At 64.8% G+C, this 25,112-nt stretch carries 27 protein-coding genes and 1 tRNA gene; 11 read left to right on the forward strand and 17 right to left on the reverse strand.

The features are described from left to right. Positions 1 to 89 precede the first annotated feature (89 nt). Positions 90 to 1,460: a class II 3-deoxy-7-phosphoheptulonate synthase gene (locus tag GGQ90_RS09930; protein ID WP_188082008.1), complete on the forward strand. Its 1,371-nt coding sequence runs from the start codon at positions 90 to 92 to the stop codon at positions 1,458 to 1,460. A 65-nt stretch (positions 1,461 to 1,525) separates the two neighbouring features. Here the strand turns inward: GGQ90_RS09930 and GGQ90_RS09935 are convergent, their stop codons facing one another. After that, complete coding sequence (locus tag GGQ90_RS09935) at positions 1,526 to 2,854, reverse strand: cytochrome P450 (RefSeq protein ID WP_188082009.1); 1,329 nt, start codon at positions 2,852 to 2,854, stop codon at positions 1,526 to 1,528. A 137-nt stretch (positions 2,855 to 2,991) separates the two neighbouring features. Here GGQ90_RS09935 and GGQ90_RS09940 point away from each other — a divergent pair, with 137 nt between their 5' ends. Continuing rightward, positions 2,992 to 4,845 carry an acyltransferase family protein gene (locus GGQ90_RS09940; RefSeq protein ID WP_188082010.1) on the forward strand — a complete coding sequence of 618 codons (1,854 nt, stop codon included), beginning with the start codon at positions 2,992 to 2,994 and terminating at the stop codon, positions 4,843 to 4,845. 2 nt (positions 4,846 to 4,847) lie between these two features. Here GGQ90_RS09940 and GGQ90_RS09945 read toward each other — a convergent pair whose 3' ends face one another. After that, the gene (locus GGQ90_RS09945) at positions 4,848 to 5,738 is read right to left on the reverse strand and encodes an N-formylglutamate amidohydrolase (protein WP_188082011.1); all 891 of its coding nucleotides are present in this window, start codon (positions 5,736 to 5,738) and stop codon (positions 4,848 to 4,850) included. A 140-nt stretch (positions 5,739 to 5,878) separates the two neighbouring features. Here GGQ90_RS09945 and cpdR point away from each other — a divergent pair, with 140 nt between their 5' ends. Next, positions 5,879 to 6,256, forward strand: a complete 378-nt coding sequence (gene cpdR / locus GGQ90_RS09950; RefSeq protein WP_188082012.1) for a cell cycle two-component system response regulator CpdR — start codon at positions 5,879 to 5,881, stop codon at positions 6,254 to 6,256. Here the strand turns inward: cpdR and GGQ90_RS09955 are convergent. Further along, positions 6,249 to 7,589 carry a dicarboxylate/amino acid:cation symporter gene (locus tag GGQ90_RS09955; protein ID WP_188082013.1) on the reverse strand — a complete coding sequence of 447 codons (1,341 nt, stop codon included), beginning with the start codon at positions 7,587 to 7,589 and terminating at the stop codon, positions 6,249 to 6,251. The two genes, cpdR and GGQ90_RS09955, sit on opposite strands and share 8 nt — an antisense overlap. Before the next feature lie 143 nt (positions 7,590 to 7,732). Here GGQ90_RS09955 and GGQ90_RS09960 point away from each other — a divergent pair. Both GGQ90_RS09960 and GGQ90_RS09965 read left to right on the forward strand, forming a co-directional pair. Then, positions 7,733 to 7,807, forward strand: a tRNA-Val gene (locus GGQ90_RS09960). A 90-nt stretch (positions 7,808 to 7,897) separates the two neighbouring features. Further along, complete coding sequence (locus GGQ90_RS09965; protein ID WP_188082014.1) at positions 7,898 to 8,512, forward strand: 5'-methylthioadenosine/S-adenosylhomocysteine nucleosidase; 615 nt, start codon at positions 7,898 to 7,900, stop codon at positions 8,510 to 8,512. Here GGQ90_RS09965 and GGQ90_RS09970 read toward each other — a convergent pair. The 5 genes from GGQ90_RS09970 to petA all read right to left on the reverse strand — a co-directional run bounded on the left by GGQ90_RS09970 (position 8,509) and on the right by petA (position 13,005). Beyond that, the gene (locus GGQ90_RS09970) at positions 8,509 to 9,582 is read right to left on the reverse strand and encodes an endonuclease/exonuclease/phosphatase family protein (RefSeq protein ID WP_188082015.1); all 1,074 of its coding nucleotides are present in this window, start codon (positions 9,580 to 9,582) and stop codon (positions 8,509 to 8,511) included. The two genes, GGQ90_RS09965 and GGQ90_RS09970, sit on opposite strands and share 4 nt — an antisense overlap. Positions 9,583 to 9,653: 71 nt before the next feature. Then, positions 9,654 to 10,190: an adenine phosphoribosyltransferase gene (locus tag GGQ90_RS09975; protein WP_188082016.1), complete on the reverse strand. Its 537-nt coding sequence runs from the start codon at positions 10,188 to 10,190 to the stop codon at positions 9,654 to 9,656. 81 nt (positions 10,191 to 10,271) lie between these two features. Next, positions 10,272 to 11,120, reverse strand: a complete 849-nt coding sequence (locus GGQ90_RS09980) for a cytochrome c1 (RefSeq protein WP_188082017.1) — start codon at positions 11,118 to 11,120, stop codon at positions 10,272 to 10,274. 14 nt (positions 11,121 to 11,134) lie between these two features. Then, positions 11,135 to 12,427, reverse strand: a complete 1,293-nt coding sequence (locus GGQ90_RS09985) for a cytochrome b (RefSeq protein ID WP_188082018.1) — start codon at positions 12,425 to 12,427, stop codon at positions 11,135 to 11,137. 11 nt (positions 12,428 to 12,438) lie between these two features. Beyond that, positions 12,439 to 13,005 carry a ubiquinol-cytochrome c reductase iron-sulfur subunit gene (gene petA / locus GGQ90_RS09990; RefSeq protein WP_188082019.1) on the reverse strand — a complete coding sequence of 189 codons (567 nt, stop codon included), beginning with the start codon at positions 13,003 to 13,005 and terminating at the stop codon, positions 12,439 to 12,441. Positions 13,006 to 13,198: 193 nt separating this feature from the next. Between petA and GGQ90_RS09995 the strand changes: the two genes are divergently transcribed. Genes GGQ90_RS09995 through GGQ90_RS10005 form a run of 3 tightly spaced genes read left to right on the forward strand, consistent with a single transcriptional unit; the run spans position 13,199 to position 15,133 of the window. After that, complete coding sequence (locus GGQ90_RS09995; protein ID WP_188082020.1) at positions 13,199 to 13,657, forward strand: tRNA (cytidine(34)-2'-O)-methyltransferase; 459 nt, start codon at positions 13,199 to 13,201, stop codon at positions 13,655 to 13,657. After that, positions 13,654 to 14,529, forward strand: a complete 876-nt coding sequence (gene hemF / locus GGQ90_RS10000; protein ID WP_188082021.1) for an oxygen-dependent coproporphyrinogen oxidase — start codon at positions 13,654 to 13,656, stop codon at positions 14,527 to 14,529. The genes GGQ90_RS09995 and hemF overlap by 4 nt, the downstream gene beginning before the upstream one ends. Positions 14,530 to 14,533: 4 nt before the next feature. Continuing rightward, on the forward strand, positions 14,534 to 15,133 hold the full coding sequence (locus GGQ90_RS10005) for a GNAT family N-acetyltransferase (RefSeq protein WP_188082022.1): 600 nt from the start codon (positions 14,534 to 14,536) through the stop codon (positions 15,131 to 15,133). On the opposite strand, the gene GGQ90_RS10010 is transcribed toward GGQ90_RS10005, so the two are convergent. Next, on the reverse strand, positions 15,115 to 15,909 hold the full coding sequence (locus GGQ90_RS10010; protein WP_188082023.1) for a DUF7847 domain-containing protein: 795 nt from the start codon (positions 15,907 to 15,909) through the stop codon (positions 15,115 to 15,117). The two genes, GGQ90_RS10005 and GGQ90_RS10010, sit on opposite strands and share 19 nt — an antisense overlap. A gap of 76 nt (positions 15,910 to 15,985) precedes the next feature. On the opposite strand from GGQ90_RS10010, the gene lipB reads away from it, so the two are divergent. From lipB to GGQ90_RS10025, 3 genes are all read left to right on the forward strand, one after another. After that, positions 15,986 to 16,690: a lipoyl(octanoyl) transferase LipB gene (gene lipB, locus GGQ90_RS10015; RefSeq protein ID WP_188082024.1), complete on the forward strand. Its 705-nt coding sequence runs from the start codon at positions 15,986 to 15,988 to the stop codon at positions 16,688 to 16,690. 83 nt (positions 16,691 to 16,773) lie between these two features. Then, positions 16,774 to 17,040, forward strand: a complete 267-nt coding sequence (locus tag GGQ90_RS10020) for a hypothetical protein (protein WP_380767219.1) — start codon at positions 16,774 to 16,776, stop codon at positions 17,038 to 17,040. Positions 17,041 to 17,143: 103 nt separating this feature from the next. Then, the gene (locus tag GGQ90_RS10025; protein WP_188082026.1) at positions 17,144 to 17,839 is read left to right on the forward strand and encodes a hypothetical protein; all 696 of its coding nucleotides are present in this window, start codon (positions 17,144 to 17,146) and stop codon (positions 17,837 to 17,839) included. A gap of 12 nt (positions 17,840 to 17,851) precedes the next feature. Here GGQ90_RS10025 and queE read toward each other — a convergent pair whose 3' ends face one another. The 8 genes from queE to fliD form a co-directional block, all read right to left on the reverse strand. Then, positions 17,852 to 18,496 (reverse strand): 7-carboxy-7-deazaguanine synthase, encoded by a 645-nt coding sequence (gene queE / locus GGQ90_RS10030; RefSeq protein ID WP_188082027.1) that lies wholly within the window; start codon positions 18,494 to 18,496, stop codon positions 17,852 to 17,854. A gap of 3 nt (positions 18,497 to 18,499) precedes the next feature. Then, the gene (gene queC, locus GGQ90_RS10035) at positions 18,500 to 19,201 is read right to left on the reverse strand and encodes a 7-cyano-7-deazaguanine synthase QueC (RefSeq protein WP_188082028.1); all 702 of its coding nucleotides are present in this window, start codon (positions 19,199 to 19,201) and stop codon (positions 18,500 to 18,502) included. Between the two features lie 47 nt (positions 19,202 to 19,248). Continuing rightward, positions 19,249 to 19,656, reverse strand: a complete 408-nt coding sequence (locus tag GGQ90_RS10040; RefSeq protein WP_188082029.1) for a DUF3617 domain-containing protein — start codon at positions 19,654 to 19,656, stop codon at positions 19,249 to 19,251. A gap of 138 nt (positions 19,657 to 19,794) precedes the next feature. Beyond that, complete coding sequence (hslO, locus tag GGQ90_RS10045) at positions 19,795 to 20,700, reverse strand: Hsp33 family molecular chaperone HslO (RefSeq protein WP_188082030.1); 906 nt, start codon at positions 20,698 to 20,700, stop codon at positions 19,795 to 19,797. Positions 20,701 to 20,823: 123 nt separating this feature from the next. Beyond that, positions 20,824 to 21,750 (reverse strand): ornithine carbamoyltransferase, encoded by a 927-nt coding sequence (argF, locus tag GGQ90_RS10050; RefSeq protein ID WP_188082031.1) that lies wholly within the window; start codon positions 21,748 to 21,750, stop codon positions 20,824 to 20,826. A gap of 139 nt (positions 21,751 to 21,889) precedes the next feature. Continuing rightward, positions 21,890 to 23,086 carry an aspartate aminotransferase family protein gene (locus GGQ90_RS10055; RefSeq protein ID WP_188082032.1) on the reverse strand — a complete coding sequence of 399 codons (1,197 nt, stop codon included), beginning with the start codon at positions 23,084 to 23,086 and terminating at the stop codon, positions 21,890 to 21,892. 175 nt (positions 23,087 to 23,261) lie between these two features. After that, positions 23,262 to 23,663 (reverse strand): flagellar export chaperone FliS, encoded by a 402-nt coding sequence (locus GGQ90_RS10060; protein WP_188082033.1) that lies wholly within the window; start codon positions 23,661 to 23,663, stop codon positions 23,262 to 23,264. Between the two features lie 16 nt (positions 23,664 to 23,679). After that, positions 23,680 to 25,092: a flagellar filament capping protein FliD gene (fliD, locus tag GGQ90_RS10065; RefSeq protein WP_188082034.1), complete on the reverse strand. Its 1,413-nt coding sequence runs from the start codon at positions 25,090 to 25,092 to the stop codon at positions 23,680 to 23,682. Between the last annotated feature and the right edge of the window lie 20 nt (positions 25,093 to 25,112).

Raw genomic sequence — 25,112 nt, forward strand, 5'->3', positions numbered from 1 at the left:
AAGAGGCGCCGCAACCGCTATAAACTTGCCCTGCGGGGCGGTTGCGCGTAGATGCGGCGCCTATTTTTTTGATGTGAAGGAGACTCGACGTGGCGGCGAAGTGGACGCCGGAAAGCTGGCGGGAGCATAAGGGCATCCAGATGCCCTTTTATCGGGACCAGGAGGCGCTTGCCTCGGTAGAGGCCCAGCTTGGCCAGTTTCCGCCCCTCGTCTTTGCGGGCGAGGCACGGAATCTGAAGGCCGATCTCGGCCGCGTCGCGAACGGCGAAGCCTTCCTGTTGCAGGGCGGCGACTGCGCCGAGAGCTTTGCCGAGTTCCATCCGAACAATATCCGCGACACGTTTCGCGTGCTGCTGCAGATGGCGGTCGTCCTGACCTTCGCCTCGAAGCTGCCGGTGGTGAAGGTCGGCCGCATGGCGGGCCAGTTCGCAAAGCCGCGTTCGGCCGATACCGAGACGATCGGCGGCGTCGAACTGCCCAGCTATCGCGGCGACAATGTCAACGACATCGCCTTCACCCCCGAAGCGCGCGAGCCCGATCCGCAGCGGATGATCCGCGCCTATAACCAGTCGGCAGCGACGCTGAATCTGGTTCGTGCCTTCTCGACCGGCGGCTATGCCAGCCTCGACCGGGTGCATGGCTGGATGCTCGATTTCATGGGCCGCAGCCCCTGGGCCACGAAGTTCGAGGCGATGGCCGACCAGATCGGTCAGGCGCTCGACTTCATGCGCGCTTGTGGTCTGGACGCGGACAGCGTGCCCCAGCTTGGCGGCACCAGCTTCTACACCAGCCATGAGGCGCTGCTGCTGCCGTTCGAACAGGCGCTGACCCGCCAGGACAGCCTGACCGGCGACTGGTATGACACCTCGGCACACATGTTGTGGATCGGCGACCGCACCCGCTTCGAGGGGTCGTCGCATGTCGAATATCTGCGTGGCATCGGCAACCCGATCGGCATGAAGTGCGGCCCGACGCTGGAGCCCGACGAATTGCTGCGCCTGCTCGACCTGTTGAACCCGAAGCGGGAAGCCGGGCGCATCACGCTCATCACCCGCTATGGCCATGACAAGATCGAAGCCGGCCTGCCCAAGCTGGTGCGGGCGGTGAAGCGCGAGGGGCATTCGGTGGTCTGGTCCTGCGACCCGATGCACGGCAATGTCATCAAGGCGGCCAATGGCTACAAGACGCGGCCGTTCGACCGCATCCTGGCCGAAGTACGCGGCTTCTTTGCCGTGCATCGCGCCGAAGGGACGTTCGGCGGCGGCATCCATGCCGAAATGACCGGCCAGAATGTCACCGAATGCACCGGCGGTGCGATCGCGATCACCGACGAGGGTCTGGCCGATCGCTATCACACCCATTGCGATCCGCGCCTCAACGCGGCGCAGAGCCTGGAACTGGCTTTCCTGCTGGCAGAAATGCTGAACGAGGAACTGAAGGAACGCCGCGCCGCGGCCTGACGAAAAAGGAACCGGCCCCTCCGAATCGCAAGGAGGGGCCGGTTCATCCGGCTTCCGCCCCCTCTTCAGCCGGGATCCGCGATCGGGTCGAACTCCAGATGCAGGTGCCGCAGCGCCCGCAATATATAGGTGGGCTCATAGTCGAAGCGCAGCGCCTCACCCGCCCCATGATGGGCCGGGGACAGGCGGATATTGCCCATCCGCGCCAATAGCCGTTCGATGCTGACCGCCACCTCGCGCCGGGCGAGCGGCGCGCCGATGCAGGTATGGGCGCCCCGGCCAAACGCCAGATGCTCCTTGGCGCGCGGCCGATCCATGTCGAACTGCGCCGGATTGTCGAACCGGCGCGGATCGCGATTGGCGGCCATGTGCGACATCAGGATCGTCGTTCCCGCCTTGATCTCGACCCCGCCCAGCTCCGTCGTCCGTGTGCAGATACGCCCCCCGCTCTTCACCGACCCGTCATAGCGCAGCACTTCCTCCAGGAAATTGGGGATGCGCTTGGGGTCGGCACGCAACTGCGCCTGGATATCCGGCCGGATGGCGATGATGCGAAAGGCGTTGGCCAGCAGCCGGTTGGTCGTGTCCTGCCCCGCCCCAAACAGAAAGGCCGCCATCGCCGTCAGATCGACCAGGGTCGGGCTGCTCCCATCGGGAAATTTCGCCAGCGCCAGCGTCGTCAATATGTCCTTTCCGTCGGTATCCGCGCCCAGCAGCCGGCGCACCGGCAGCACCGCCGGATGGTTCAGGAAGCGGCGCCAAGCGATGTAGCGGAACATATGCTTGCCAAGGCCGACCAGCGGATTGTGCTTCAGATCCTCGGGCGATCCGTCGATCGGCGCGGGCACCGCCCCTTCCAGCAGGACGCGGAAGGCCGCGCGCCCCTTTTGCGGGATGCCCAGCAGGTCGGCGATCACCAGCGTCGCATAGGGGCCGCCATATTGGCGCACCAGATCGACCTTCCCGTCGGCGGCAAACTCGTCGATCAGGCCGTCCGCCGTGCTGTAAAGCGACGGCTCCAACGCCTTCAACCGGCTGGGGGTGAACAGGCTGCCGATCACCGACCGCAGCTTGGCATGGCGGGTGCCGCTTTCCGTCACGATCTGGTCGGCAAAGGCAATCTTCGGCCGGGCCGCTTCCAGAGCCGCCGCGATATCATCCCCCTGCGGTGTGAAGGGCAGGTCCGTCATCGGCCCGGTCACGGCGTTGATGCTGGAAAAATGCTCGGTATCGAGCATCACCTGCACCGTTTCCTCATAGCCCGTCACCGCAACCACATTGCGATGGGGAAGACGCGTTACCGGCCCCTGGGCGCGCAGAAAGTCGAAATAGGCATGGGGATCGTCAACCAGATCAACATCCTTGTAGAAGTCCGCGGTGGCGTAATCGGGCATGGCCTCACCTTTTATGATATACATTGGATCATATCATGCCCGATAGCTCTGTCAACGACGGCAAAATGGTAAAGCAAATCGCAGGGCTTTCGCGCTAGGACAGCGCCATGCATGGGTCGGCACCACAGGAAAGCAGCATGATCGGGGCGGGTCGCTATCGCCGCGACATTGACGGGCTGCGCGCCATCGCCATCCTGCCGGTGCTGTTCTTCCACGCCCATATTCCCGGCTTTTCCGGCGGTTATGTCGGCGTCGACATCTTCTTCGTGATCTCCGGCTTCCTCATCACCGGCATCATCGCGCGCGAAGTGGATGAGCAGCGCTTCTCGCTCGTCCATTTCTACGAACGCCGCTTCCGCCGGATCATGCCGGCGCTCAGCCTCATGATCCTCGCTGTGCTGGCGGCGGCCTGCTGGCTCTACCTACCCGGCGACATAGAGGGCGTGCCGAAATCCGCGCTCGCCGCCACGCTGTTCGCCTCCAACCTCTGGTTCTTCACCGATACCGGCTATTTCGCCGGCGGCGCCGACGTGAAACCGCTGCTCCACACCTGGTCGCTGGCAGTAGAGGAGCAATTCTACATCGGCTTCCCGATCCTGCTGATGCTGGTCGCGCGCTTTGCCGCCCGCTGGCGCAGCCTGATCGTCGGCGCGATCGCCGCACTCTCGCTGGCACTGGCGATCGCGCTCCAGCGCGACACGAGCGGCTTCACCTTCTACCTGCTGCCGACCCGCGCCTGGGAATTATTCGCCGGCGCGCTGCTGGCGCTCGGTGCCATACCCGTTGCGCGAGTGCGCTGGTTGCGGGAGGCGCTTGCGTGGAGCGGCCTTCTATCTGTCGCCTTCGCTGTCATCTTCTACACCCGCGAGACCGTCTTCCCCGGCATCACCGCCCTGCCCCCGGTGCTGGGCGCGGCGCTGCTGCTCCACAGTGCGCCGGGCACCAGCGTCGGGCGCGTGCTCAGCCTGCCCCTTTTCGTCGGCGTGGGCCTCATCTCCTACTCGCTCTATCTGTGGCACTGGCCGCTGATCGTCTTCACCGAATATGCGACCGATGCGGTCCTGTCAGGGTCGACGGCAATCGCGGTCGTGGCCGCCTCCTTCATTGCCGCTACCCTCTCCTGGCGCTTCGTCGAGCGCCCCTTCCGCGATGCCCGCGGCGTGCCCGCCCGGCGCATCTTCCAGTTCACCGGCGGTGCCATGGCGCTGCTCTGCATCCTGTCGCTGGCGCTGCTGGCGATGGGCGGCTGGCCGCAACGCTTTGCGCCGCAGGTGCTGCAACTCGCCGCCGGCCGCACCAACATCAGCCCCAAACGCAAGGCCTGCCACGACACATTCGCGCGCGGTGCCCAACCCTGTGTTCTCGGCGCCAAGGTCCGGCCCGACGCCCTGCTCTGGGGCGACAGCCATGGCGTGGAAATGGCCTACGCCCTGTCGCTCAAGGCCAAGGCAGAAGGCCGCGCCCTGATCGAGCGCACCACATCCAGTTGCCCGCCGGTGCTGGGCTATGACGCGCCCAAGGATGCCCGCTGCGCCCGTGCCAACCGGGCCGCCTTTGCCGCCATCCGCGCCGATCCGGGCATCCGCCGCGTCTATCTCGCCGCCTTCTGGGCCAATGGCGAATTTGACGATCCCGCCTTCGTCGCGAAGCTGGATGCCACCATCCGTGCCCTGCGCGCCGAAGGACGGCAGGTCATCCTGATCGGCCCGGCGCCGCCCCAGCCTTTCGACGTGCCCCGCCATCTGGCCCATCTCGCCCGCGTCGGCGATCTTGGGCAGGCGCAGGGTGTAGACCGCACCACGATCGAGGCCCGCACCCACAACCTGCGCGCGCTCTTCGCCCGCTGGCAGGCACAGGGCGTGACGCTGATCGATCCGATGGCGCGACTATGCGATGCCCGCCGCTGCGCCATCATCCATGACGGCCGGCCGCTCTATTTCGATTCCCATCATCTGAGCGTTGCCGGGGCACAACTCGTTATAGGCGACTAGCCCTATTCCGCCGCCATCGCGTAGCTGCGTGGCAGTTCGTTCGCCAGCGCCTCGGCCATCGCCGTCACCACGCCCTGCATCCGCGCCAGCCCCGGCCCCGGCCGGTCGAGCGTGACGTCGAGATAGAGGGCGCGGTCGACCTCCAGTTGCAACGCGTGAAGTCCCCGCTCCGGCCGGCCATGCCGTTCGATCAGATGGTCACCGGCATAGGGATGATTCTGCGACGTCAGCACGCCATGCCCCGCCGCGACATCCGCCGCCAGCATCATCAATCGCGTCGCCGCGCTGCGACCGAAGCGATCGCCCAGCACCAGCCCCGGCGCAGCCTGGCCGGCAGCGGGCGGCGGCAGCGGCGGCATGGAATGCAGGTCGATCAGGATGGCATGGCCATGGCGTTCACGCGCCGCCGTCATCATCCGTGCCAGCCGGGCATGATAGGGGCGATGCACCGTCTCGATGCGCCGCCGCGCCTCGTCCCAGGGGATCGGCCGCTGCCACAATTCCTGTGCGCCGGGCAACCGGCGAGGAACGAGGCCCAGCCCGCCCCGCAGCTTGGCGCTGCTCTGCAAGGGCTGATCGCGCGGCAGGCCGGTCACCATCGCCGGATCCAGTTCCCGCTCATGTCGGTTGAGGTCGATCATCGCGCGCGGCGCGCGGGCGATCAGCACGCTGTAGCCCGCAGCGATCAGCGGCCCCGCCAGCATGTCGGCCCAGCGATCCTCCAGCCGGCGCAGCACTTCCGGTCGCACCCGCGCCAAGGCCAGCAATTCGGGGGAATAGTCGCGCCCGGCATGGGGAACCGACACTATCAGGGGGCCATCGGGAAGAGCAGGACCATGAAGATCATAGGCCGCCGTCGATTCGGTTGGCGGACACGTGCCAAAATGATCCAACGCCGTTCCTTTCACCCGCCGCGTAAAAATTTGGTCGGCTGGATAATCTTTAATCCTTGTCGCATATATCCGAACGTCTTGCCAGTCAGTGGGCAAGGCAAGGGTGCCGCAGACGACGGCTTACGGGAATTTTGGGGTCAATGGTTCGAATCCTGCTGGCGGAAGATGATGACAGCATGCGCGCCTATCTGGCGCGGGCGCTGGAGAAATCAGGTTATGAGGTTGTCGCCGTGGCCACCGGCACCCAGGCCGTGCCGCATATCGAATCGGATCGGTTCGACCTGCTGCTGACCGATATCGTCATGCCCGAAATGGACGGCATCGAACTGGCCCAGCACACCGCCAATGTCGCCCCCCAGACCCGGATCATGTTCATCACCGGTTTTGCCGCCGTGACGCTGAAGGCCGGCAAGGCGGTGCCGCAGGCGAAGGTGCTGTCCAAGCCCTTCCACCTGCGCGACCTGGTGCTGGAAGTCGAACGGATGTTCGGCAGCGAGACGCTGTCCGGCCTTAGCTGACCGCTTCGGCCTCGCCGAGCGCCTGTCCCAGCGGCGGCAGCGGCTTGCCCGCCATGGCTGCCGCGAAACGTTCGCGATCCAGACCCTTTTCCCAGACCGACACCACCACCGTCGCCACCGCATTGCCGACGAAGTTGGTGAGGCTGCGGCATTCGCTCATGAAGCGATCGACGCCCAGGATCAGGGTCATGCCCGCGACCGGCACGGACGGCACGATCGACAGGGTGGCGGCCAGGGTGATGAAGCCCGCGCCGGTCACGCCCGCCGCGCCCTTGGACGACAGCATCGCCACCAGCAGCAGCAATATCTGATCCTCCAGGCTCAGATGCACATTGGTCGCCTGCGCGATGAACAGCGCCGCCAACGTCATGTAGATATTGGTACCGTCGAGGTTGAAGCTGTAACCCGTTGGCACGACCAGCCCGACGACTGACTTGCGGCATCCCGCCTGCTCCATTTTCTCGATCAGGCTGGGCAGCGCGGCTTCCGACGAGGATGTGCCCAGCACCAGCAGCAGCTCGGCGCGCAGATAACGGATCAGATGCAGGATGTTGAAGCCGGCAAACCAGGCGACCGTGCCCAGCACGACGAGCACGAACAGCAGCGAGGTAAGGTAGAAGGTCGCGACCAGCCCGGCGAGGTTGGCGAGCGTCCCCACGCCATATTTGGCAACGGTGAAGGCCATCGCACCGAACGCGCCCAGGGGCGCCGCCTTCATCAGGAAGGATACCAGCTTGAAGATGGCGAGACTGGCCGATTCCAGCACCGTCATCAGCGGCTCGGCCTTTTCCCCGATCATGCTGAGCGCAATGCCGAACAGGATCGCGACGAACAGCACCTGCAGAATATTGTGACCGTCCGCCACCGCCGACACCAGCGTCGCGGGAATGACGTTCAGCAGGAAGGCGACCAGCGTGCGGTCATGCGCCTGCTGCGCATAATCGGCGATCTTGCTGGCATCGAGGGTCGCCGGATCGATGTTGAGCCCGGCGCCGGGCTGCACGACATTGGCGATGATGAGGCCGACGATCAGCGCCAGGGTGGAGAAGGTCAGGAAATAGGCGAACGCCTTGGCCGCGACCCGGCCGATCGCCCCCAGTTCCTTCATGCCGGCGATGCCGGTGACGATCGTCAGGAAAATGACCGGCGCGATGATCATCCGCACCAGCGCGATGAAAGCGTCGCCCAGCGGCTTCATCGCCTCGCCCGTCGCCGGGAAATAATGGCCGAGCAGCACGCCCAGCGCGATCGCCACCAGCACCTGGAAATAAAGATGGCGATAGAAGGGAAGCGGCCGAACCGGCTCTGTCGGCGTCGATGGCGTAGGCAACATGATGTTTTTGCGTCCCCCCTTATTTGCGCCGCAGCATATGGCCTCGCCACCCCCTGTCCAGCGGGTTGGGAAAGTTTCTACAAAAAAGTGTCATTTACCGCTTGCGCGAGTCACCGACCCCCGTTATTGGCCCCCTCCACGGCGGGCGTGTAGCTCAGTGGTAGAGCACTGTGTTGACATCGCAGGGGTCGCAAGTTCAATCCTTGCCACGCCCACCATGATAAGGCCTTGGAAGTCTCCGGATTTCCGAGGCCTTATTTTTTGCCCTTTTCCGGCTATGAGGCGCGGCAGCAGAGGGAGACCGGCAGATGACAGCGACATGTGTGGTGATGGGTGGACGGCGGGTGCTGTTCGTGATGGCGATCGACGCCGAATATGGCCCGCATCTGCAAGCCCGGATCACGCCGCTGATGACCGGCGTCGGCCCGGTCGAGGCGGCGCTGGCCATGGCCGTGACGCTCGACCGGATGGCGCAGGCGGGCACCCTGCCCGATCTGGCCGTCTCGCTGGGATCTGCCGGATCGCGCGTAGGCATGCTGGGCGAGGTCTATCAGGTCGCCAGCGTATCATGGCGCGACATGGATGCCTCTCGCCTGGGCTTTACCAAGGGGGTGACGCCACTGATCGATCATCCGGTCGACATCCCGCTGGAAACGCCGCTCGAAATCCGTGCGCTGCGCCTGTCGACCGGCGCCAACGTGGTGGGCGGCGAGGAATATGCCGCGATCGACGCCGACATGGTCGACATGGAGACTTTTGCGATCGCGCGCGCCTGCCAGCGCTTCGGCGTGCCGCTGATGGGATTGCGCGGCATTTCCGACGGGCCGGGCGAGCTGGACGACATGCTCGGCTGGACGCAGTTGCTCTCGCTGATCGACGAGAAGCTGGCGGTGGCCGTCGATGCCCTGGGCGAGGCGCTTTAACAGCCGCCCGGCTGGAGCGCCGCGCCGCGCGGCCAGGACAGTTCATAGGTGACGAGGAAGCCGTCATGGTCGGACAGCTCCGGCCCGCTCGGTCCACCATCGAACATCGCCTCCACCCGGATCGGGCGAACCGAGACCCGATCACCCGGCCAGAAAAATTGCAGGTCCTGCGTGTCCATCCAGGGTTCGTCGCCGTCCCAGGACATTCGCACATCGCAGCCCGAAGCGGAATCGGCGCAGACGCGATGGACCAGGTCGAGCGACTGGTAGCGGGCGAAATTCTCCCAGCGCGGTTCGGAATGGCGCATGTTGAAATCACCGCCGAAGATCAGCGGATAGGCATCATCATGGCTGGCATTGATGAAGGCCGAGGCTTCGAGCGCCTGCCGTTCATGCGCGGCGAGATTGCGTGGTCCGGGCGCGCGGGAAGCCCCGCGCGAGTTCATGTGCGTGTCATAGATGTCGATCGGCGTCGGCACGCCGGGCATGGCGATGCGGGCCAGCATGATCCCCTTGTTCGACAGGCAATCTAGGCCAGCGCAGGATTTGCGGCCATAGGCGCGCTTGCGCGTCAGGAGAATCGGATAGCGGGAGGCGACGGCCAGGCCGCTGCCGGAAAAATGGATGCCGATCTCGCCCCGATTGATATGCGACTTGCCCGGCAGCTTGTCCTTGGTCGATCCACGCGCGCGGGTCGTGCGATGCGGCCCGGCGGCGATCGCCGGATAGCCGGTATCGGCCACCGCCTGCTTCGCCGATCCGCTGAACATCTCCTGGAACAGCACCACGTCGGGCGCCTTCCCCGCCGCCCGTAATGCGGCGAGACGCGCACCGATCTGCTTGAGCGACGGCCCACGCCCGCTGCGCGCCGGCCAGCCCAACCCCTCGATATTATAGGTCAGCACCGACAGGGTGGTGGTGATCCGATCCGCATCCGGAGCGACGAGCGCAGGCGCCACGGCAGCGCTGCAGGACAATTCGCGATAGGGCGCCGGCGTCGCACAAGCCGATAGCAGCAGCGGCGCCACGCAGGCGCCGAACCGGCGGAGGAAGCGGGAAGTAGCGGCCATATCCTCCTCGTCATCGGATCGGCGCATCATGACGCGAAAGGGCGCCGGCGACAACGGGCGCCTGGACGGGATCAGTCGCCCTCGAACAACAGGATCGCGCGCGAGGGCACACCGTCCTGCTCCAGCGCGGCAAGCCCGCCCAGAGCCGGCAGGTCGATCGCGAACAGCGCCATCAGCACCTGCGCGCCCTGCTCCCGCAGCAACCGGGCCGCCGCCTGCGCCGTGCCGCCGGTGGCGATCAGGTCGTCGACCAGCAGCACGCGCGCGCCCTGCGGCACCTGCCCTTCATGCAGTTCCAGCCGGTCGGTGCCATATTCCAGCACATAATCGATGCCGACGGTCTTGCCCGGCAGCTTGCCCTTCTTGCGGACCGGCACGAAGCCCTTGCCCAGCTTCAGCGCGAGCGCCGCACCCAGGATGAAGCCGCGCGCCTCCACGCCGACGATCAGGTCGGGGTCGAGCGGCCCCGCCACCTTCGCCATCTGGTCGATCAGTTCGGCCAGACCCGGCCCATCGGCCAGCAGGGTCGTGATGTCGCGAAACTGGATACCCGGCTTGGGGAAGTCGGGGATGGTGCGGACCAGCGCGGTCAGACTGTCGATGCTCATGGTTGAAGCCCCATAAGGAAAGGGCGCGCCCCCGACAAGGAAGCGCGCCCCGTTCTTTCATGCCACCGGGCAGAAGGGCGGTCAGGCCGCCTTCTTCTTGTCCGCCCAGATATTCTGATAGGCCATATAGGCAAGGCCCGTGGCGATCAGCAGGAAGAGGATCGTCGCCACGCCCGCGCGCCGGCGATTTTCCAGCTTCGGTTCGGCCGTCCAGGTGAGGAAGGCGGCCACGTCCTGCGACATCTGGTCGATCGTCGGCTTGGTGCCGTCGCCATAGGTCACCTGGCCATCGGCCGACAGCGGCGGCGCCATAGCAAGGTTCAGGTTGGCGAAATAGGGGTTGAAGTGCAGCCCCTCGGGCGTCTTGGCATCCGGGAAATGCTTGAGCAGTTCGGCCGGCTGTTCCTGGAAGCCCGTCAGCAGCGAATAGACATAGGCCGAACCATGGTGGCGCGCCTTGGTCATCAGCGACAGATCCGGCGGGATCGCATTATTGTTCGCCGCCGCCGCCGCGACATTGTTCGCGAAGGGGGACGGGAAATAATCGGCCGGAATGCCGTCGCGGGTCGAGGCCTCGCCCGTCGCCGGATCGACGCTGGGGGTCTTGATCGTCCAGTTCTTGGCGATCGCCTTGATCTCCGCTTCATTATAACCAATGCCGGCCAGGTCGCGGAAGGCGACGAACTTCAGGCTGTGGCAGGCCGAACAGACCTCCTTGAACACCTGAAAGCCGCGCTGGAGCTGCTGGTTGTCATAGCGGCCCAGCGGCCCGTCGAACGAGAAGGAGACATGCTTGGGGGCCAGGTGGAACTCATGTTCCACCGTCTTCGCCGGAGGTTCCACCACGTAGGAATAGGCACCCACGAGGAAGGAGATGAGCAGCCAGCCGGCGAAGAAGAGGCCGACAAGGAATGCGCCGATGCGTACCATGCTTGTCTTCCCCCTTATTCGGCCGGGACTGCGGCGGGTTCGCCGTCAGCCTTGGCATATTTGGCCAGCACCGCTTCGGTGATCGAATTGGGCAGCGGCAGCGGCTTTTCGAAGCGCGCGATCATCGGCAGGATGATCAGGAAATGCGCGAAATAATAGGCCGCGGCGACCTGGCTGATCATCACATAGGGTTCTTCCGCCGGCGCACCGCCGCAGTAGCCCAGGATCAGCACGTCGAGCACCAGTATCCAGAAGAACGTCTTGAAGGTCGGGCGATAGCTGCCCGAGCGCACCGGCGATGTGTCGAGCCAGGGCAGGAAGAAGAGCAGCAGGATCGATGCGAACATCGCCAGCACGCCCAGCAGCTTGGCCGGCACGAAGAAGAAGTCCACCGTGAAGGCACGCAGGATCGCGTAGAAGGGCCAGAAATACCATTCGGGCACGATATGCGCCGGGGTCGAGAGCGGGTTCGCCTCGATATAATTGTCCGGGTGGCCCAGATAATTGGGCGCGAAGAACAGCAGGATCGCGAACAGGATCAGGAAGATGCCCGCCCCGAAACCATCCTTCGCGGTGTAATAGGGATGGAAGGGCACGGTATCCTGCGGCCCTTTAACCTCGACACCGGTCGGGTTGGAGGAACCGGGAATATGCAGCGCCCAGATATGCAGGATCACCACCGCTGCGATCACGAAGGGCAGCAGGAAGTGGAGCGAGAAGAAGCGGTTCAGCGAGGCATTGCCGGGGGCAAAACCGCCCAGCAGCCAGGTCTGGATCGGTTCGCCCACCACCGGGATCGCACCGAACAGGCCGGTAATGACCTTTGCACCCCAATAGCTCATCTGGCCCCAGGGCAGGACATAGCCCATGAAGGCGGTCGCCATCATCAGCAGGAAGATGACGAGGCCGAGCAGCCAGACCATTTCGCGCGGCGCCTTGTAGGACCCGAAATAGAGACCGCGGAAAATGTGCAGATAAACGACGATGAAGAAGAAGCTGGCGCCATTGGCATGCGCATAGCGCATCAGCCAGCCCGCATTCACGTCGCGCATCGTCTGTTCGACGGTGCCGAAGGCGACCAGCGTGTTGGCGCCATAATGCATCGCCATGACGACACCGGTAACGATCTGGATCAACAGCGCCAGGCCGGCCAGCACGCCGAAATTCCAGAAATAATTGAGATTGCGCGGCACCGGATAGCCGGCACCGACGGCATTGTAGACGAGGCGCGGCAGCGGCAGCTTCTCGTCGACCCACTGCATCAGTGGATGCTTGGGGGTATAATGTTCAGCCCATGGAAAGCTCATGACGGTCCCCCTCAACCCACAAGAATGGCAGTGTCGGAAGTGAAGCTATACTTCGGCACTTCCAGATTCTTGGGGGCAGGCCCCTTACGGATGCGGGCGGCCGTGTCATAGGACGAGCCGTGGCAGGGGCAGAAATAGCCACCGAATTCACCGCGATTCTCGCCCTCGCCCGCGCCCAGCGGCACGCAGCCCAGATGGGTGCAGACACCCATGGTGATCAGCCACTGCTTCTTGCCGTCGACGGTCCGCTCGGCCAGCGTCTGCGGGTCGCGCAACGTGGACGGGTCGACCTTGTCGGCCTCGGCAATTTCCTTTTCGGTAAGCTGGCGCACGAACAGTGGCTGCGACCGGAAGGTCGTCTTGATCGCCTGTCCCGGCTGGATCGCGGAAAGATCGACCTCGGTCGATGCAAGCGCCAATACGTCGGCGCTGGGGTTCATCTGATCGATGAGCGGCAGGACAACGCCCACGGCGCCTACCCCTGCGAAGCTCACCGCAGCGACATTGATAAAATCACGGCGACGTACTCCGTCTTCGCCGGATAGCCCCTGCCCGTCAACTTGTTCTGAGTTCGCCATGCACCTCTACCCTTGCAAGACTTCCCTATCCACGCCGGAATGCCTTGAGTGATCATGATTATCAAGGGAGTTAGGGTATACCCCGCCTCCCCCCGGCGTGGGTCAAAGGTCTGATAACCGGACTGCAAGCGCTTTGCCAACCGCAAAGTCGTGCGGACTATGACAAATCGCCGCACTGCATTATGCGGCGACCATGCGTATCGCTCTCTACCAGCCAGAAATTGCCGGCAATGTCGGCGCCATCCTGCGCCTTGCCGCCTGTTTTGCCGTGCCCGTCGACATCATCATGCCGACCGGATTCGCCTTTTCCGACGCGCGCCTCAAACGCGCGGCGATGGATTATGGCGAAGCGGCCGAGGTCGTGCGCCACGCCAATTTCGAGGCGTTTGACGCGGAAAGGCGGGCCGCCGGGCGCCGCCTGCTGTTGATGAGCAGCCATGCCTCGCAGCGACTGCCCGATGTGACATTTCGCAGTGACGATGTCTTGCTGATGGGATCAGAAAGCGCGGGCGTGCCCGATCATGTTCGCGACCTGGCCGATATCCGCGTGCGCATTCCGATGGCGCCGGGCTTCCGCTCGCTCAACATCGCCGTTTCCACCGGCATCGCCGTTGCCGAGGCCCTTCGCCAGACCGGGAGTTTCCCCGCATGACCCCTGATATCCGCTTTCCCCTGAACCCACAGCAGCAGACCGCGCGGACCTGGTTCGAATCACTGCGCGACCGGATCTGCGCGGAGTTCGAAGCGATCGAACGCGAGGCCGGCAGCGAGGCCAGCTTTACCTACACCCCCTGGGACCGCGAGGCCGACGGCGTAGCGCCGGGCGAAGGCGGTGGCGGCGTGCGCGGGGTGATGAAGGGCAAGGTCTTCGAAAAGGTCGGCGTCAACATCTCGACCGTCACCGGCGATCTTGCTCCCGGTTTTGCCCAGACCATCCATGGCGCGGCCGACAATCCGGCCTTTTTTGCCACCGGCATCAGCCTGGTCGCGCATATGGCGAACCCGCATGTGCCGGCCGTCCACATGAACACCCGCTTCCTCAACACGACCAAGAACTGGTTCGGCGGTGGCGCGGACCTCAATCCACCCCTGCCGCGCGACGAGGATACGGCCGATTTCCATGCGGTGTTGCAGGCCGCCTGCGACGGCCATGACCCGAACTACTACCCGCGCTTCAAGCAATGGGCCGACGAGTATTTCTTCATCCCCCATCGCGGCGTGCATCGCGGCGTCGGCGGCATTTTCTACGATCATCTCGAATGCACTGACGATGCCGCATTCGACGCGAATTTCGCCTTCACCCGCGATGTCGGTGATGCCTTCCTCGCCGCCTTCCCGCCGATCGTGCGGCGACGGATGAACGAGGCGTGGAGCGAAGAAGACTATCGCGCCATGCTGGAATGGCGCGGCCGCTATGCCGAATTCAACCTGGTCCATGACCGCGGCACTTTGTTCGGGCTCAAGACGGGGGGCAATATCGACGCGATCCTGATGAGCCTGCCGCCGATGGCGAGTTGGAACTGATCCGATGGCGCTGACCCCGGTCGATCCGCGCGAGATCGCGACCATCGTCACCCATTTGGAGATGCGCGAGCGGCCGAAACCCGCGCCGATCCCGCCGGCGCCGCTGCGCCTGGTGCCGTGGAAGACACCGGACCTGGCCGCCTATCGCGCGCTGTTCCGCCGGGTCGGCGAGCCCTGGCTCTGGTTCTCGCGGCTCGTGATGCCGGACGAGAAACTGGCGGCGATCCTGCATGAACCGGCGGTCGAGGTCTATGCCGTCACCGACCCGCGCGGGGTCGAGGTCGGCCTGCTGGAGCTGGATTTCCGCAGCCCGTCACAATGCGAGCTGGCCTTTTTCGGGCTGGTGCCCTCGCTCAACGGCAAGGGGCTGGGCAAATGGCTGATGGCGCAAGCCAAGTCGCTCGCCTGGCGCAAGGGTGTGGAGCGCTTCTGGGTTCACACCTGCACGCTAGACAGCCCGGCGGCGCTCGGTTTCTACATCAAGTCGGGTTTCACCCCCTACGGCCGGGAGATCGAGACCTTCGCCGATCCGCGCCTGCTGGGCCTGCTGCCGCCCGAAGCGGCGCCGCAGATCCCGATGTTCGGTCAGCCCGCCGACGCCTGACGATAGATGCGGGCCAGCATCACCAGCATATAGACCTGAATCACGGTCGACACCGCCGCCGAGACGACGCTGCCCACCAGCCGGGCGGCCTCCGGCCCGGCGGCGAGGCCGGCGAGCGCACCGAAGATCGTCTGGGCTGCCAGGCTGGCGATGCCGGAGACGAGAGTCAGCAGGATGATGAAGCCCAGCAGTCGCCAAAAGCAGCCGCGCGTCAGCGCCCAGGCATAACGCAGCGAAGGGATCACCCCCTGGTTGCCATCGATCACCGCCGGATTGAGCAACATCAATCGCACGCTGGCAAAGATTGTCGCCCCACCCACAAATGCGCCCAGCACCGCGCCGATGCTGGCGCCAAGCGGCTGCGAGATCAGGCTGAGCAGCACCGCGACCAGGATGGCGGCCAGCATCAGCCCGCCGATCAGGAACATGGCCACCAGCGCCGTGCCAAGCAGTACCGGAAGCCGCGCGAAGCCAAGACGCAAGGCTTCGCCCACGCTGATGCCCGGCCGCAGCGCCAGCGCGAACAGCGTCAACGATCCGAACCAGATGATGATGACACCCAGCAGCATCGCCAGCGTGAATCCCGGCGGAATATCGGGTAAGCCCGTCCGCTTGGGATCGGCCATCCATTCAGCGAGCTGCGGCGGTGTCATTTCCTGCAGGATCAGCCCCGGCAGGGCCAGGAACAGCAGGGCGACGGGAAAGAGCAGCGACGCTTCGCGCGCGACGAAGGCCACCGCCTCCTCCCACGCCTTGCCGATCGAGACTGCCGCCATATCTATTGCCTACCCCTGTCTTGCGAAATGCGGCCCGAGACTTGATCGCTCGCCCCGCTCAAGTCAAGGAAGCGCCATGACCGATCCCCTGCCCTTTCCCGACATCGAGTGGCGCAACGATGCCGCCCCCGTCGACTATCCGACCGCCCTGGCCGACATGGAGGCGCGCGCCGCGGCCATCTATGACGGCGAAGCGCGCGAGCGCGTCTGGCTGCTGGAGCATCCGCCGCTCTATACCGCGGGCACCAGCGCCGATCCGGCCGAACTGATCGATCCGCGCTTTCCGGTCCATGATGCCGGGCGCGGCGGCCGCTACACCTATCATGGGCCGGGCCAGCGCATCGGCTATCTCAACATCGACCTGCGCGAACGCGGCAAGGATGTGCGCAATTTCGTCCATCATCTCGAAGGCTGGATGATCGACGCGCTCGCGGACCTGGGCATTGCCGCCCGCCGAGCCGAAGGGCGCATCGGCATCTGGACCGACGACCGGCAGGGACGCGAGGCGAAGATCGGCGCGCTGGGCATCCGCGTCCGTCGCTGGGTGACGCTGCATGGCTTTTCGATCAACGTCGATCCCGACCTGTCCCATTTTGGCGGCATCGTACCGTGCGGGATCAGCGAGTTCCCCGTCACCAGCATCGCCGCGCTGGACGGCAATGCGTCGATGGAGGCCCTTGATGCCGCACTAAAAGCCCATTTCCCGGCCTTTCTCGGACGGCTGCGACGCTGCGGATCGGGCGATGGTACGGGGCTTGAGCAATGCGGGACCGCCCGCTAGGGTCCGCCACTTCGCCAGGTGGGGGGCCGCCGGGCATGTTGAGCCATGTTATGGAGACCCGGATGCGCCTTGACGCAAGGATGATGACTGCTGCCCTGTTGATCGGATGCATGCCCCTGGCCGGCTGCGGTGGTGGCAGCGAAAAGACCGGCAACACAGTGCAGATGAAGGACATGGAAGTGGTCGACGGCACCGCCACCGACGCCATGACCGACCTGGATGGCGTGCAGAGCGAGGGCACAAGCCTTGCGCTGCCGGAAAACCGCACCGCGCCGACCACCGCTGCGCCGGCCAAGGCGGACAATGCCGCCGCATCCGCGAACGATGAGGAAGTCGTGTCGGACCAATAGGGCTTTTCCCGTTCACTTCCAGAACAGCCGCGCTATAGTTGATGCCGTTATGGGGGAATTGGGCGTTCGCGCCATCAAGACCCCGGCTGAGAGGGTTTATTCAATGACGTTCCGTTTTCGCTCGCGCCAGGCCTTTGCCGCCCTGACGATCGCCGCCGCGTCGCTTGCCGCCGCGCAGCCGGCCGCCGCGCAATTTTTCTGGTCGCCGCCCGACATGTCGGCCCCCGCCCTGACCGACGAAGCCGCCGCCACCGCGCTGGGCCTGCCCGGCGCCACTGCGGACGAGATCAAGGCTGGCCTTACCTGGAACCTGCGCGCCGCGATCAACGTCGCCGCGCTGCAATGCCAGTTCGAACCGACCCTACTGTCGGTCAGCAACTATAACGCCATGATCGCCCATCATGACGCGGAACTCGACGCGGCGCAGGCGACGCTGCTCGGCTATTTCCAGCGCACCAAGGGCAAGGGCAAGCCCGGCCAGTCGGCGTCCGACATGTATAATACCCGTATCTATTCGGGCTATTCGACGGTTCAGGCGCAGCGCGGCTTCTGCCAGGCGGCGGCGGCGGTCGGTCGCCAGGCGATCTTTGCCGACCGCGGCCAGCTCAATGTCGTGGCGCGCCAGGGCCTGGCCTCGATCAAGAAGTCGCTCGTCCATGCCGGCGAGCAATATTATGGCGATCCGGGCTGGAACTATCAGCTCGCCTTGCCCTCGCTCGACGCCAAATGCTGGAAGAAGGGCGTGCTGCTGCCCGAATGCCACCAGCAATGGAATCAGAAGGTCGGCGTTCAGCCCTGATCTGACGAAGACTTAACGCAGGCCCAGATATTTATGGGCCTGCACCGTCAGCCGCCAGCGCGGCCGGGCCATCACCAGATCGATGGCCGCGCGGGCATTGGCCACGGCATGGGCATCGTCGAGCGGCTGGACCAGCAGATGGTCGAAGCCCCAGCCTTCCATCGCCTCGACATCGGCCAGGCTGTGCCCGCCATCGGGCTGCGGCCAGACCAGCTTCAGCTCATTGCCCTTCAGCTGCACGACATCGCTGCCCGCCTTGGGGCTGATGCAGACCCAGTCGATGCCCGGATGCGCCGGCAAGGTGCCGTTGCTCTCGATCGCGATGGTGAAGCCACGGGCATGGAGCGCAGCGATCAGCGCATCGTCCACCTGCAACATCGGCTCGCCACCGGTCAGAACGATATAGGGGCCTTCCCCCTCGCCCCAGAAGGCGAATGCCGCATCGGCCAGTGCGTCGGCGGTCGCGAACTTGCCGCCGCCATCACCGTCGGTGCCGACGAAATCGGTGTCGCAGAAGCGACAGACCGCGTCGCGCCGGTCCTGTTCGCGCCCGCTCCACAGGTTGCAGCCGGCAAAACGCAGGAACACCGCGCGGCGCCCCGCCTGCACGCCTTCACCTTGCAGGGTCAGGAACATTTCCTTGACCGCATAGGTCATGTGTCAGGCCTTTCCGGGACGCGTCGCATAGACGGTGGGATCGGGCAGGCCCGCTTCTTCGAACCCCTTGGAGCGCAGGCGACAGCTGTCGCACTGGCCGCAATGCTTGTTGTCGGGCGTCGGGTCGTAGCAGGACCAGCTGAGGCCGGCGTCCAGACCCAGGCGGTGTGCCTCCCGCACGATGTCGGCCTTGGTCATGAATTGCAGCGGCGTGTTGATTCGGATCGGATGCCCTTCGACCCCTGCCTTGGTCGCCAGAGTCGCCATCTTCTGGAACGCCTCGATAAATTCGGGGCGGCAATCGGGATAGCCCGAATAATCCAGCGCATTGACGCCGATATAGATGTCGTTGGCCGCCGCCACTTCAGCCAGGCCCAGCGTCAACGACAGGAAGATGGTGTTGCGCGCCGGCACATAGGTGACGGGAATTTCGTCGCCAACGCCGCCCTTGGGCACTTCGATGTCGGCAGTCAGCGCCGACCCGCCAAAGGCGGTGAGGTCGAGCGGCAGCACGATATGCGACATGGCATTGAGTGCCGTCGCGACCTTGGCCGCCGCGCGCAGTTCGACGCGATGGCGCTGGTTATAGTCGATCGTCAGCGCGAGGACGCGATAACCCGCTTCACGCGCGAGCCCGCCCGCAACCATTGAATCCAGTCCGCCCGAAAGCAGGACGACGGCGAATTTCCCATTCTGTGCAACCATGATGCTGCGCTAAACCTCGTTATGTTGCAGTGCAAGAGGGCCGCCGGTCAGCGGCATGCCCCGACATGCCGCCCTTCCACCATGTTGGAAAAGGGCGCGCCATCGCTGATCCCCTGCGATCGTATCTGGATAAGGCGCGGCGTTTCGACGCGCAGGTCGGTGCGCGCATTGCCGGCCGCGCCGCAATCGAAGGTCACGGTGGCGGCGCCGGGCGCATCGCTGACCACGAACGGCTTGCAACCGGGGCCAGCATTGGCCGGCTCCAGCAGTTGGTGCGCCATCGTCACGCACAGGCGGCGGGGCGGCGCGGATGGATCGTCGCGCAGGCGCAATTCCCATTCGCCCTTTTCCAGCTTGGCGAGCGCAGCCAGTTGCGGCGCGTTCGCCGCGCCGGCCCAGCTTGCCATCATCATTGCCGCCGCGACGCCCAGCGCCTGCAGCCCCAGCCTTGTCATCTTGCGTCCAGACCTTGTCATCGGCGCCGGGGAACGGCGCCATGCTTCATCCTGTTGTGCCGCGCAATTGCGGCAATTTGATAGCGCGGGGCGAACGGTCCTGCCGCAATTGCCCCGCGCTCCACTCTCAACCTGCCCTCAATGGGTGACGAAACTGTCCAGCGCGAGCGGGAACAGCCGCGAGCAGAAGGCGCAATCGACGCCGATAATGCCCTTCTCGTCCGCCATCGCTACCCGCTCGTCCGCCGGAAAACGACCGATCACATCGCGAATATGGGCAAGATCACAGCGACAGCCCTTGGCCAGCGCCGTCGTCTCGGTGACGCGCACCTCTTCCTCCTCATGGAACAGACGCCAGGCGATGTCGGTCAGCGGCAGGTCGAGATCGGTCAGTTCCTCGTCGCGCAGCGTACCGGCCAGCGCCTGAACATGTTCCCATTCGGGATGATCGTGGCGCACATGCAGGCGCTCGCGGCCCACTTCGCCCTCGGGCAGATGCTGGAGCAGCAGGCCCGCCGCGACGCAGCCCTCGCCCGGATCATGCCGGGTCGCGATCTGGACGATGCTGGGGATCTGTTCGGACTGGAAGAAATAATGCTCCGCCGCCTCAGCGAGCGACGATCCGTCCAGCGGCACGATGCCCTGATAGCGCTCGCCCGTCACCGCCTGGTCGAAGGTGATCGCCAAATACCCCTTGCCGAACAGGCCAAACAGGGTCGGATCGCTGCCGATCTCCGCCAGCCGCTCGGCATCGAACTTGGCATAACCACGCAGCTCGCCGCCCTTGTAATCGGCGACCAGCAAGCTGACGACGCCATTTTCGGTCTGCGCCTGCAAGGTCAGCTGCCCCCCGGCATCCTTCAGAAGGCTGCCGAGCAGCGCGCCCAGCACCAGCGAGGACGCCAGCACCCGCTCGATCGCGGGCGGATAGGCATGGGCGGACAGCACCTGGTCCAGTACCGGCCCCAATCGCACGAAACGACCGCGCACATGGCGCGAGGGGATGGTAAAGCCAAGGGCCTGATCGACATTGGAACTGGTCACGATATTTCCTTCCGATCCATACGTCCTGAAAGCCGCGAGGGCCTGCCCTGCGCTTTCCAGCGCAGGGCAGGCCCCATCATCTTTCAGGGCGAACGGAAAATTTCGCCCGAATATAGGGTGAGCTTACAGCTTTCCAAGCGCCCAGAGCAGAACCGACTTCTGGGCATGGATGCGGTTCTCCGCCTCGTCCCAGATCAGCGACTGCGGACCGTCGATCACCGCCTCGACCACTTCCTCGCCGCGATGGGCGGGCAGGCAGTGGAGAAATTTGGCATCCGCCTTGGCGCCAGCCATCAGTTCCGGCGTCACCTGGTAGGGCATCATCGCCGCCAGCTTCGCCTCGGCATGGGCCTGGCCCATGGAGATCCAGGTGTCGGTGACGACGACATCGGCGCCCGCCACTGCCTGCGCCGCATCGCGGGTCAGGGTGATGGTCGAACCCGCTGCCTGTGCCGCCGCGGCAAAGGACGGATCGGGGTCATAGCCCTCAGGGATGCCCATGCGCACGTCGAACTTCATCAGGCCCGCGGCCTCGACGATCGAGTGGAGGACATTATTGCCGTCGCCCAGCCAGGCCCATTGGCTACCCGGCAGCGCCAGGCCATGTTCGACCACGGTCAGCAGGTCGGCGACGATCTGACAGGGATGCGACAGGTCGGTCAGACCATTGATGACCGGGACGCTGGCATATTCGGCCATTTCCTCGATCTTGGCATGATCGTCGGTGCGGATCATGATCGCGTCGGCCATGCGGCTGAGCACGCGCGCCGTGTCGGCCACGGTCTCGCCGCGTCCCAACTGGCTGGTCGCGCCGTCCAGGATCAGCGACGTGCCGCCGAGCTGACGGATCGCCATGTCGAAGCTGACGCGGGTGCGCGTGCTGTTCTTTTCAAAGATCATCGCCAGCGTGTGGCCGGCCAGCGGCGCATCGGCGTCGACCCAGCCCTTGGGCTTGCCCGCCCGCGCCGCCTTGCGGTCGATGGCGTCGGCGATCATCGCGGCGATCGCGTCGCCGCCCGCATCGGTGAGATTCAGGAAATGCTTGGTCATTGGAAGTTTTCCCCGCTTCCAACCACCGTTCGTCCTGAGTAGCCATTGAGCGAAGTCGAAATGGCGTATCGAAGGATGCTTCGATACGGGGCTTCGACTTCGCTCAGCCCCTACTCAGCACGAACGGGGCAATATATGGTCAGGCCGCCTTGGCGTCCGCGAAGCTCCGCGCACCGGCGGAAATCTTCTCGATGCATTCGGCGATATGGCTTTCGTCGATGACGAGCGGCGGCAGGATGCGCAGCACATTCTGCCCCGCCGAGACCGACAGGAACCCATGATGGTCGCGCAGATGGCCGACGAAGGCGCGCGCATCATAGGCGTCCTTCATCTTGACGCCCAGCATCAGTCCCATGCCGCGCACATCCTCGAACATGTCGTCATGGTTCGGGATCATCTGCTCCAGGGCAGAACGCAGACGCGCCCCCATGGCCGTCACCTGCTCCAGGAAGCCGTCGGCCAGCACCTCTTCCAGCACCGCGATGCCCACCGCCATGGCAAGCGGGTTGCCGCCATAGGTGGAGCCATGGGTGCCGAACACCATGCCCTTGGCCGCTTCCTCGGTGGCGAGACAGGCGCCGAGCGGGAAGCCCGCGCCGATGCCCTTGGCCACCGCCATGATGTCCGGCGTCACGCCATATTGCTCATGGGCGAAGAAGGTGCCGGTACGGGCATAGCCGCACTGCACTTCGTCCAGGATCAGCAGCAGGCCATGCTCGTCGCACGCCTTGCGCAGGCCGGCCAGGAATGCCTGGGTTGCCGGGGTCACGCCGCCTTCGCCTTGCACCGGTTCCAGCAGGAAGCCGGCGGTGTTGTCGTCGATCGCTGCGATGGCCGCGTCGAGATCGTTGAAGGGCACGACCTGGAAACCGGGCAGCAGCGGCTCGAACCCGTCGCGCATCTTGGGCTGGCTGGTCGCCGAAATGGTGCCCAGCGTGCGGCCATGGAAGGCGTTGTCGAAGCTGATGATCTTATGCCGGTGCGCTTGTCCATTGGCATAATGATAGCGGCGCGCGGTCTTGATCGCGCACTCGACCGCTTCGGCCCCCGAATTGGTGAAGAAGACGGTGTCAGCAAAGCTGTTATCGACCAGCTTCTGGGCAAATTCCTCCCCCAGCGGCGAACCGTAGAGGTTGGAGATATGCATCAGCGTCGCGGCCTGATCGGCGATGGTCTTCACCAGCTTGGGGTGGCCATGGCCCAGCAGATTGACGGCAATGCCGCTGGCGAAGTCGAGATAGCGCTCCCCGCGCTCCCCGATCAGGTAGCAGCCCTCGCCTCGGACCGGACGCACATCGCACCGGGGGTAAACGGGCATGAGCGGCGTAATCGACATGTGCCTTCCCTTTCTGGGTTGATGCTGCGCGTCCGTGCGCATCGGATATAACGCAAAAAGGCGGCCCCCGCCGGGCCGCCCTTGTGCGAGTGCCGCCTATACAGGCCACCGGAAGGGGGTGCAACCCCGCAACCGGGCCAGTCAGCAGCCTATGGACTGATCGCGCCGTGAGCGATCAGGGCTGGCCGATCTGGTTCCAGGCATCGGCAATCTCGCCGACCATGGCGCGGGCCTGCTCGACCGGCGCGGCATCATGCTCCTTGGCGCTGACCAGCAGCAGGCGACGGGCTTCGCGATAGATGCGCGCCAGGCCAGTGGCGACGTCGCCGCCCTTGTCGAAGTCGAGGCTCGCTTCGAGCGCGAACAGGATCGACATGGCGCGCGCCTGCTTGTCGGACACCTTCAGTCGGTCGCCATTGCGTTCGGCCAGTGCCGTGGCATCAAGGGCGATCAGCAGTTCGTCGAACAGGATCTTGACCAGCGCATGGGGCGTGGCGCCCTCGATCCGGCTGCCCGAATGCACCGCTGCATAGCGCCGCGCCGCTGCCGAACCTGCAAAGCCATGATTATAGAACATGTGTCAAAGTCCCCGTTTAGTCATCACTGCTATTCCAGGCATCGATCTGCTGCTGGAGATAGCTTTGGGTTGCGTTGAGCGCAGACAACTTGGTCTGCATCGCCGAATAGATGGAAGTCAGGCGCGTCTCATAATCAGCCATGTCCTCGTCCAGCTTTTCGAGCTGTTCGGTCAGGCTGTCGGCCAACTTTTCATAACGATCCTGCGCCGCCTTGATCGGGCCGTTGTCCAGCTCGATATTGTCGCGCACGCTGTCCATCAGACCCGACAGGCCCAGATTGTCGGCGGTCGACTTCGCAGGGTTGAGCATCTTGGTGATGCCCGCCGGGTCGGCGGCCAGCGCCTTGTCCAGCGTGTCGGTGTTCAGCGTCAGCGTGCCGTCGCGATTGGTCCCGATGCCGATATCGGCCAGCGTCTTGTAGCTGCCGGTCGAAGCAAGCTGGGTCGAGGTGATCTTCGACAGCTGCGACTTCATGTCGCGCACCGCCGACACCCCGTTCAGGACGCCAGCCGTCGACGAATCCGTGCCAGTGGAGGTCGCCGTGTTCAGCGCCTTCATCAGCGTGTTATAGGCGTCGACAAATTCCTGCAGCAGATCCTTCATCGTCGCGGTCGGCTGGGTCATGGTCAGGTTGACCGTGCTGTTCACATCCGCCGCCGTCAGTTCGATCCGCAGATAGGGGATCGCATCATCGATAGTGTTGCTGGCATATTCATAGTCGGTGCCGTCGAGCGTGACCTTCGCATTGGCCGGGTCCGAGGTCGAGGTCATCGCGCTGCTGTTGAGGCCGGCGAGAACGCTGGTCGAGCTGTTGGCCGTGCTGGTGATGGTGAAATCATTGGCGGCGCCAGTCGCACCCTTGAACACCAGCCGCGTTCCCTGCGCATCGGTGACGACGCTCGCGGTCACGCCGATGTCGGCCGCGTTGATCGCCGAAGCCAGGCCGGAAAAACTGTTATTGCTCGAATCGACCGTGATCGTCGCGGTCTTGCCGCCCGCCGTCGTGATGGTGAGCGACCCGGTGCCGACGGCCGTGCTGCTGGTCGCGCCGCTTGTCGAGGTCGAGGCGAAGATACGGGCGGTCGCCAGCGACTTCACCACCAGTTGCGCCGGCAGACCAGCCGGCGTGCCGCCGCTCAGCAGGCTGACCGACGCGATACCGGTGTTGGTCGAATTGGGCGTGCCGGTATATTCGGCACCCGACAGGACGCTGGAGAGCGCATCAGCGAAGGTGTCGAGCGAACTGATGGCCGACGCCAGCGCCGAGATACGGGCATTGTTGGTCGTCTGCTGCGTGGTGATCGCGGACTGGCGCGGGTCGCGGGTCGCGCTGACCAGGCTGGTAACGAGCGCGCCCGTGTCGATGCCCGAATTGGCACCCAGCGCCGACAGGATGCTGCTCCCTACCGATGTCGTCGTCGTTGCCATGGCCCGTCCTTTCAAATGAG

Origin of the sequence: Sphingobium scionense, from assembly GCF_014197035.1 — a bacterium.
In the GTDB taxonomy this organism is placed as follows: domain Bacteria; phylum Pseudomonadota; class Alphaproteobacteria; order Sphingomonadales; family Sphingomonadaceae; genus Sphingobium; species Sphingobium scionense.

Bases quoted from the DNA above. Each gene is read 5' to 3' on its own strand.
- GGQ90_RS09935 (WP_188082009.1), bottom strand. From the start codon at position 2,854: ATGCCCGATTACGCCACCGCGGACTTCTACAAGGATGTTGATCTGGTT.
- GGQ90_RS09940 (WP_188082010.1), top strand. From the start codon at position 2,992: ATGATCGGGGCGGGTCGCTATCGCCGCGACATTGACGGGCTGCGCGCC.
- cpdR (WP_188082012.1), top strand. From the start codon at position 5,879: ATGGTTCGAATCCTGCTGGCGGAAGATGATGACAGCATGCGCGCCTAT.
- GGQ90_RS09955 (WP_188082013.1), bottom strand. From the start codon at position 7,589: ATGTTGCCTACGCCATCGACGCCGACAGAGCCGGTTCGGCCGCTTCCC.
- GGQ90_RS09965 (WP_188082014.1), top strand. From the start codon at position 7,898: ATGACAGCGACATGTGTGGTGATGGGTGGACGGCGGGTGCTGTTCGTG.
- GGQ90_RS09970 (WP_188082015.1), bottom strand. From the start codon at position 9,582: ATGGCCGCTACTTCCCGCTTCCTCCGCCGGTTCGGCGCCTGCGTGGCG.
- GGQ90_RS09975 (WP_188082016.1), bottom strand. From the start codon at position 10,190: ATGAGCATCGACAGTCTGACCGCGCTGGTCCGCACCATCCCCGACTTC.
- GGQ90_RS09980 (WP_188082017.1), bottom strand. From the start codon at position 11,120: ATGGTACGCATCGGCGCATTCCTTGTCGGCCTCTTCTTCGCCGGCTGG.
- GGQ90_RS09985 (WP_188082018.1), bottom strand. From the start codon at position 12,427: ATGAGCTTTCCATGGGCTGAACATTATACCCCCAAGCATCCACTGATG.
- petA (WP_188082019.1), bottom strand. From the start codon at position 13,005: ATGGCGAACTCAGAACAAGTTGACGGGCAGGGGCTATCCGGCGAAGAC.
- GGQ90_RS09995 (WP_188082020.1), top strand. From the start codon at position 13,199: ATGCGTATCGCTCTCTACCAGCCAGAAATTGCCGGCAATGTCGGCGCC.
- hemF (WP_188082021.1), top strand. From the start codon at position 13,654: ATGACCCCTGATATCCGCTTTCCCCTGAACCCACAGCAGCAGACCGCG.
- GGQ90_RS10005 (WP_188082022.1), top strand. From the start codon at position 14,534: ATGGCGCTGACCCCGGTCGATCCGCGCGAGATCGCGACCATCGTCACC.
- GGQ90_RS10010 (WP_188082023.1), bottom strand. From the start codon at position 15,909: ATGGCGGCAGTCTCGATCGGCAAGGCGTGGGAGGAGGCGGTGGCCTTC.
- lipB (WP_188082024.1), top strand. From the start codon at position 15,986: ATGACCGATCCCCTGCCCTTTCCCGACATCGAGTGGCGCAACGATGCC.
- GGQ90_RS10020 (WP_380767219.1), top strand. From the start codon at position 16,774: ATGACTGCTGCCCTGTTGATCGGATGCATGCCCCTGGCCGGCTGCGGT.
- GGQ90_RS10025 (WP_188082026.1), top strand. From the start codon at position 17,144: ATGACGTTCCGTTTTCGCTCGCGCCAGGCCTTTGCCGCCCTGACGATC.
- queE (WP_188082027.1), bottom strand. From the start codon at position 18,496: ATGACCTATGCGGTCAAGGAAATGTTCCTGACCCTGCAAGGTGAAGGC.
- queC (WP_188082028.1), bottom strand. From the start codon at position 19,201: ATGGTTGCACAGAATGGGAAATTCGCCGTCGTCCTGCTTTCGGGCGGA.
- GGQ90_RS10040 (WP_188082029.1), bottom strand. From the start codon at position 19,656: ATGACAAGGCTGGGGCTGCAGGCGCTGGGCGTCGCGGCGGCAATGATG.
- argF (WP_188082031.1), bottom strand. From the start codon at position 21,750: ATGACCAAGCATTTCCTGAATCTCACCGATGCGGGCGGCGACGCGATC.
- GGQ90_RS10055 (WP_188082032.1), bottom strand. From the start codon at position 23,086: ATGTCGATTACGCCGCTCATGCCCGTTTACCCCCGGTGCGATGTGCGT.
- GGQ90_RS10060 (WP_188082033.1), bottom strand. From the start codon at position 23,663: ATGTTCTATAATCATGGCTTTGCAGGTTCGGCAGCGGCGCGGCGCTAT.
- fliD (WP_188082034.1), bottom strand. From the start codon at position 25,092: ATGGCAACGACGACGACATCGGTAGGGAGCAGCATCCTGTCGGCGCTG.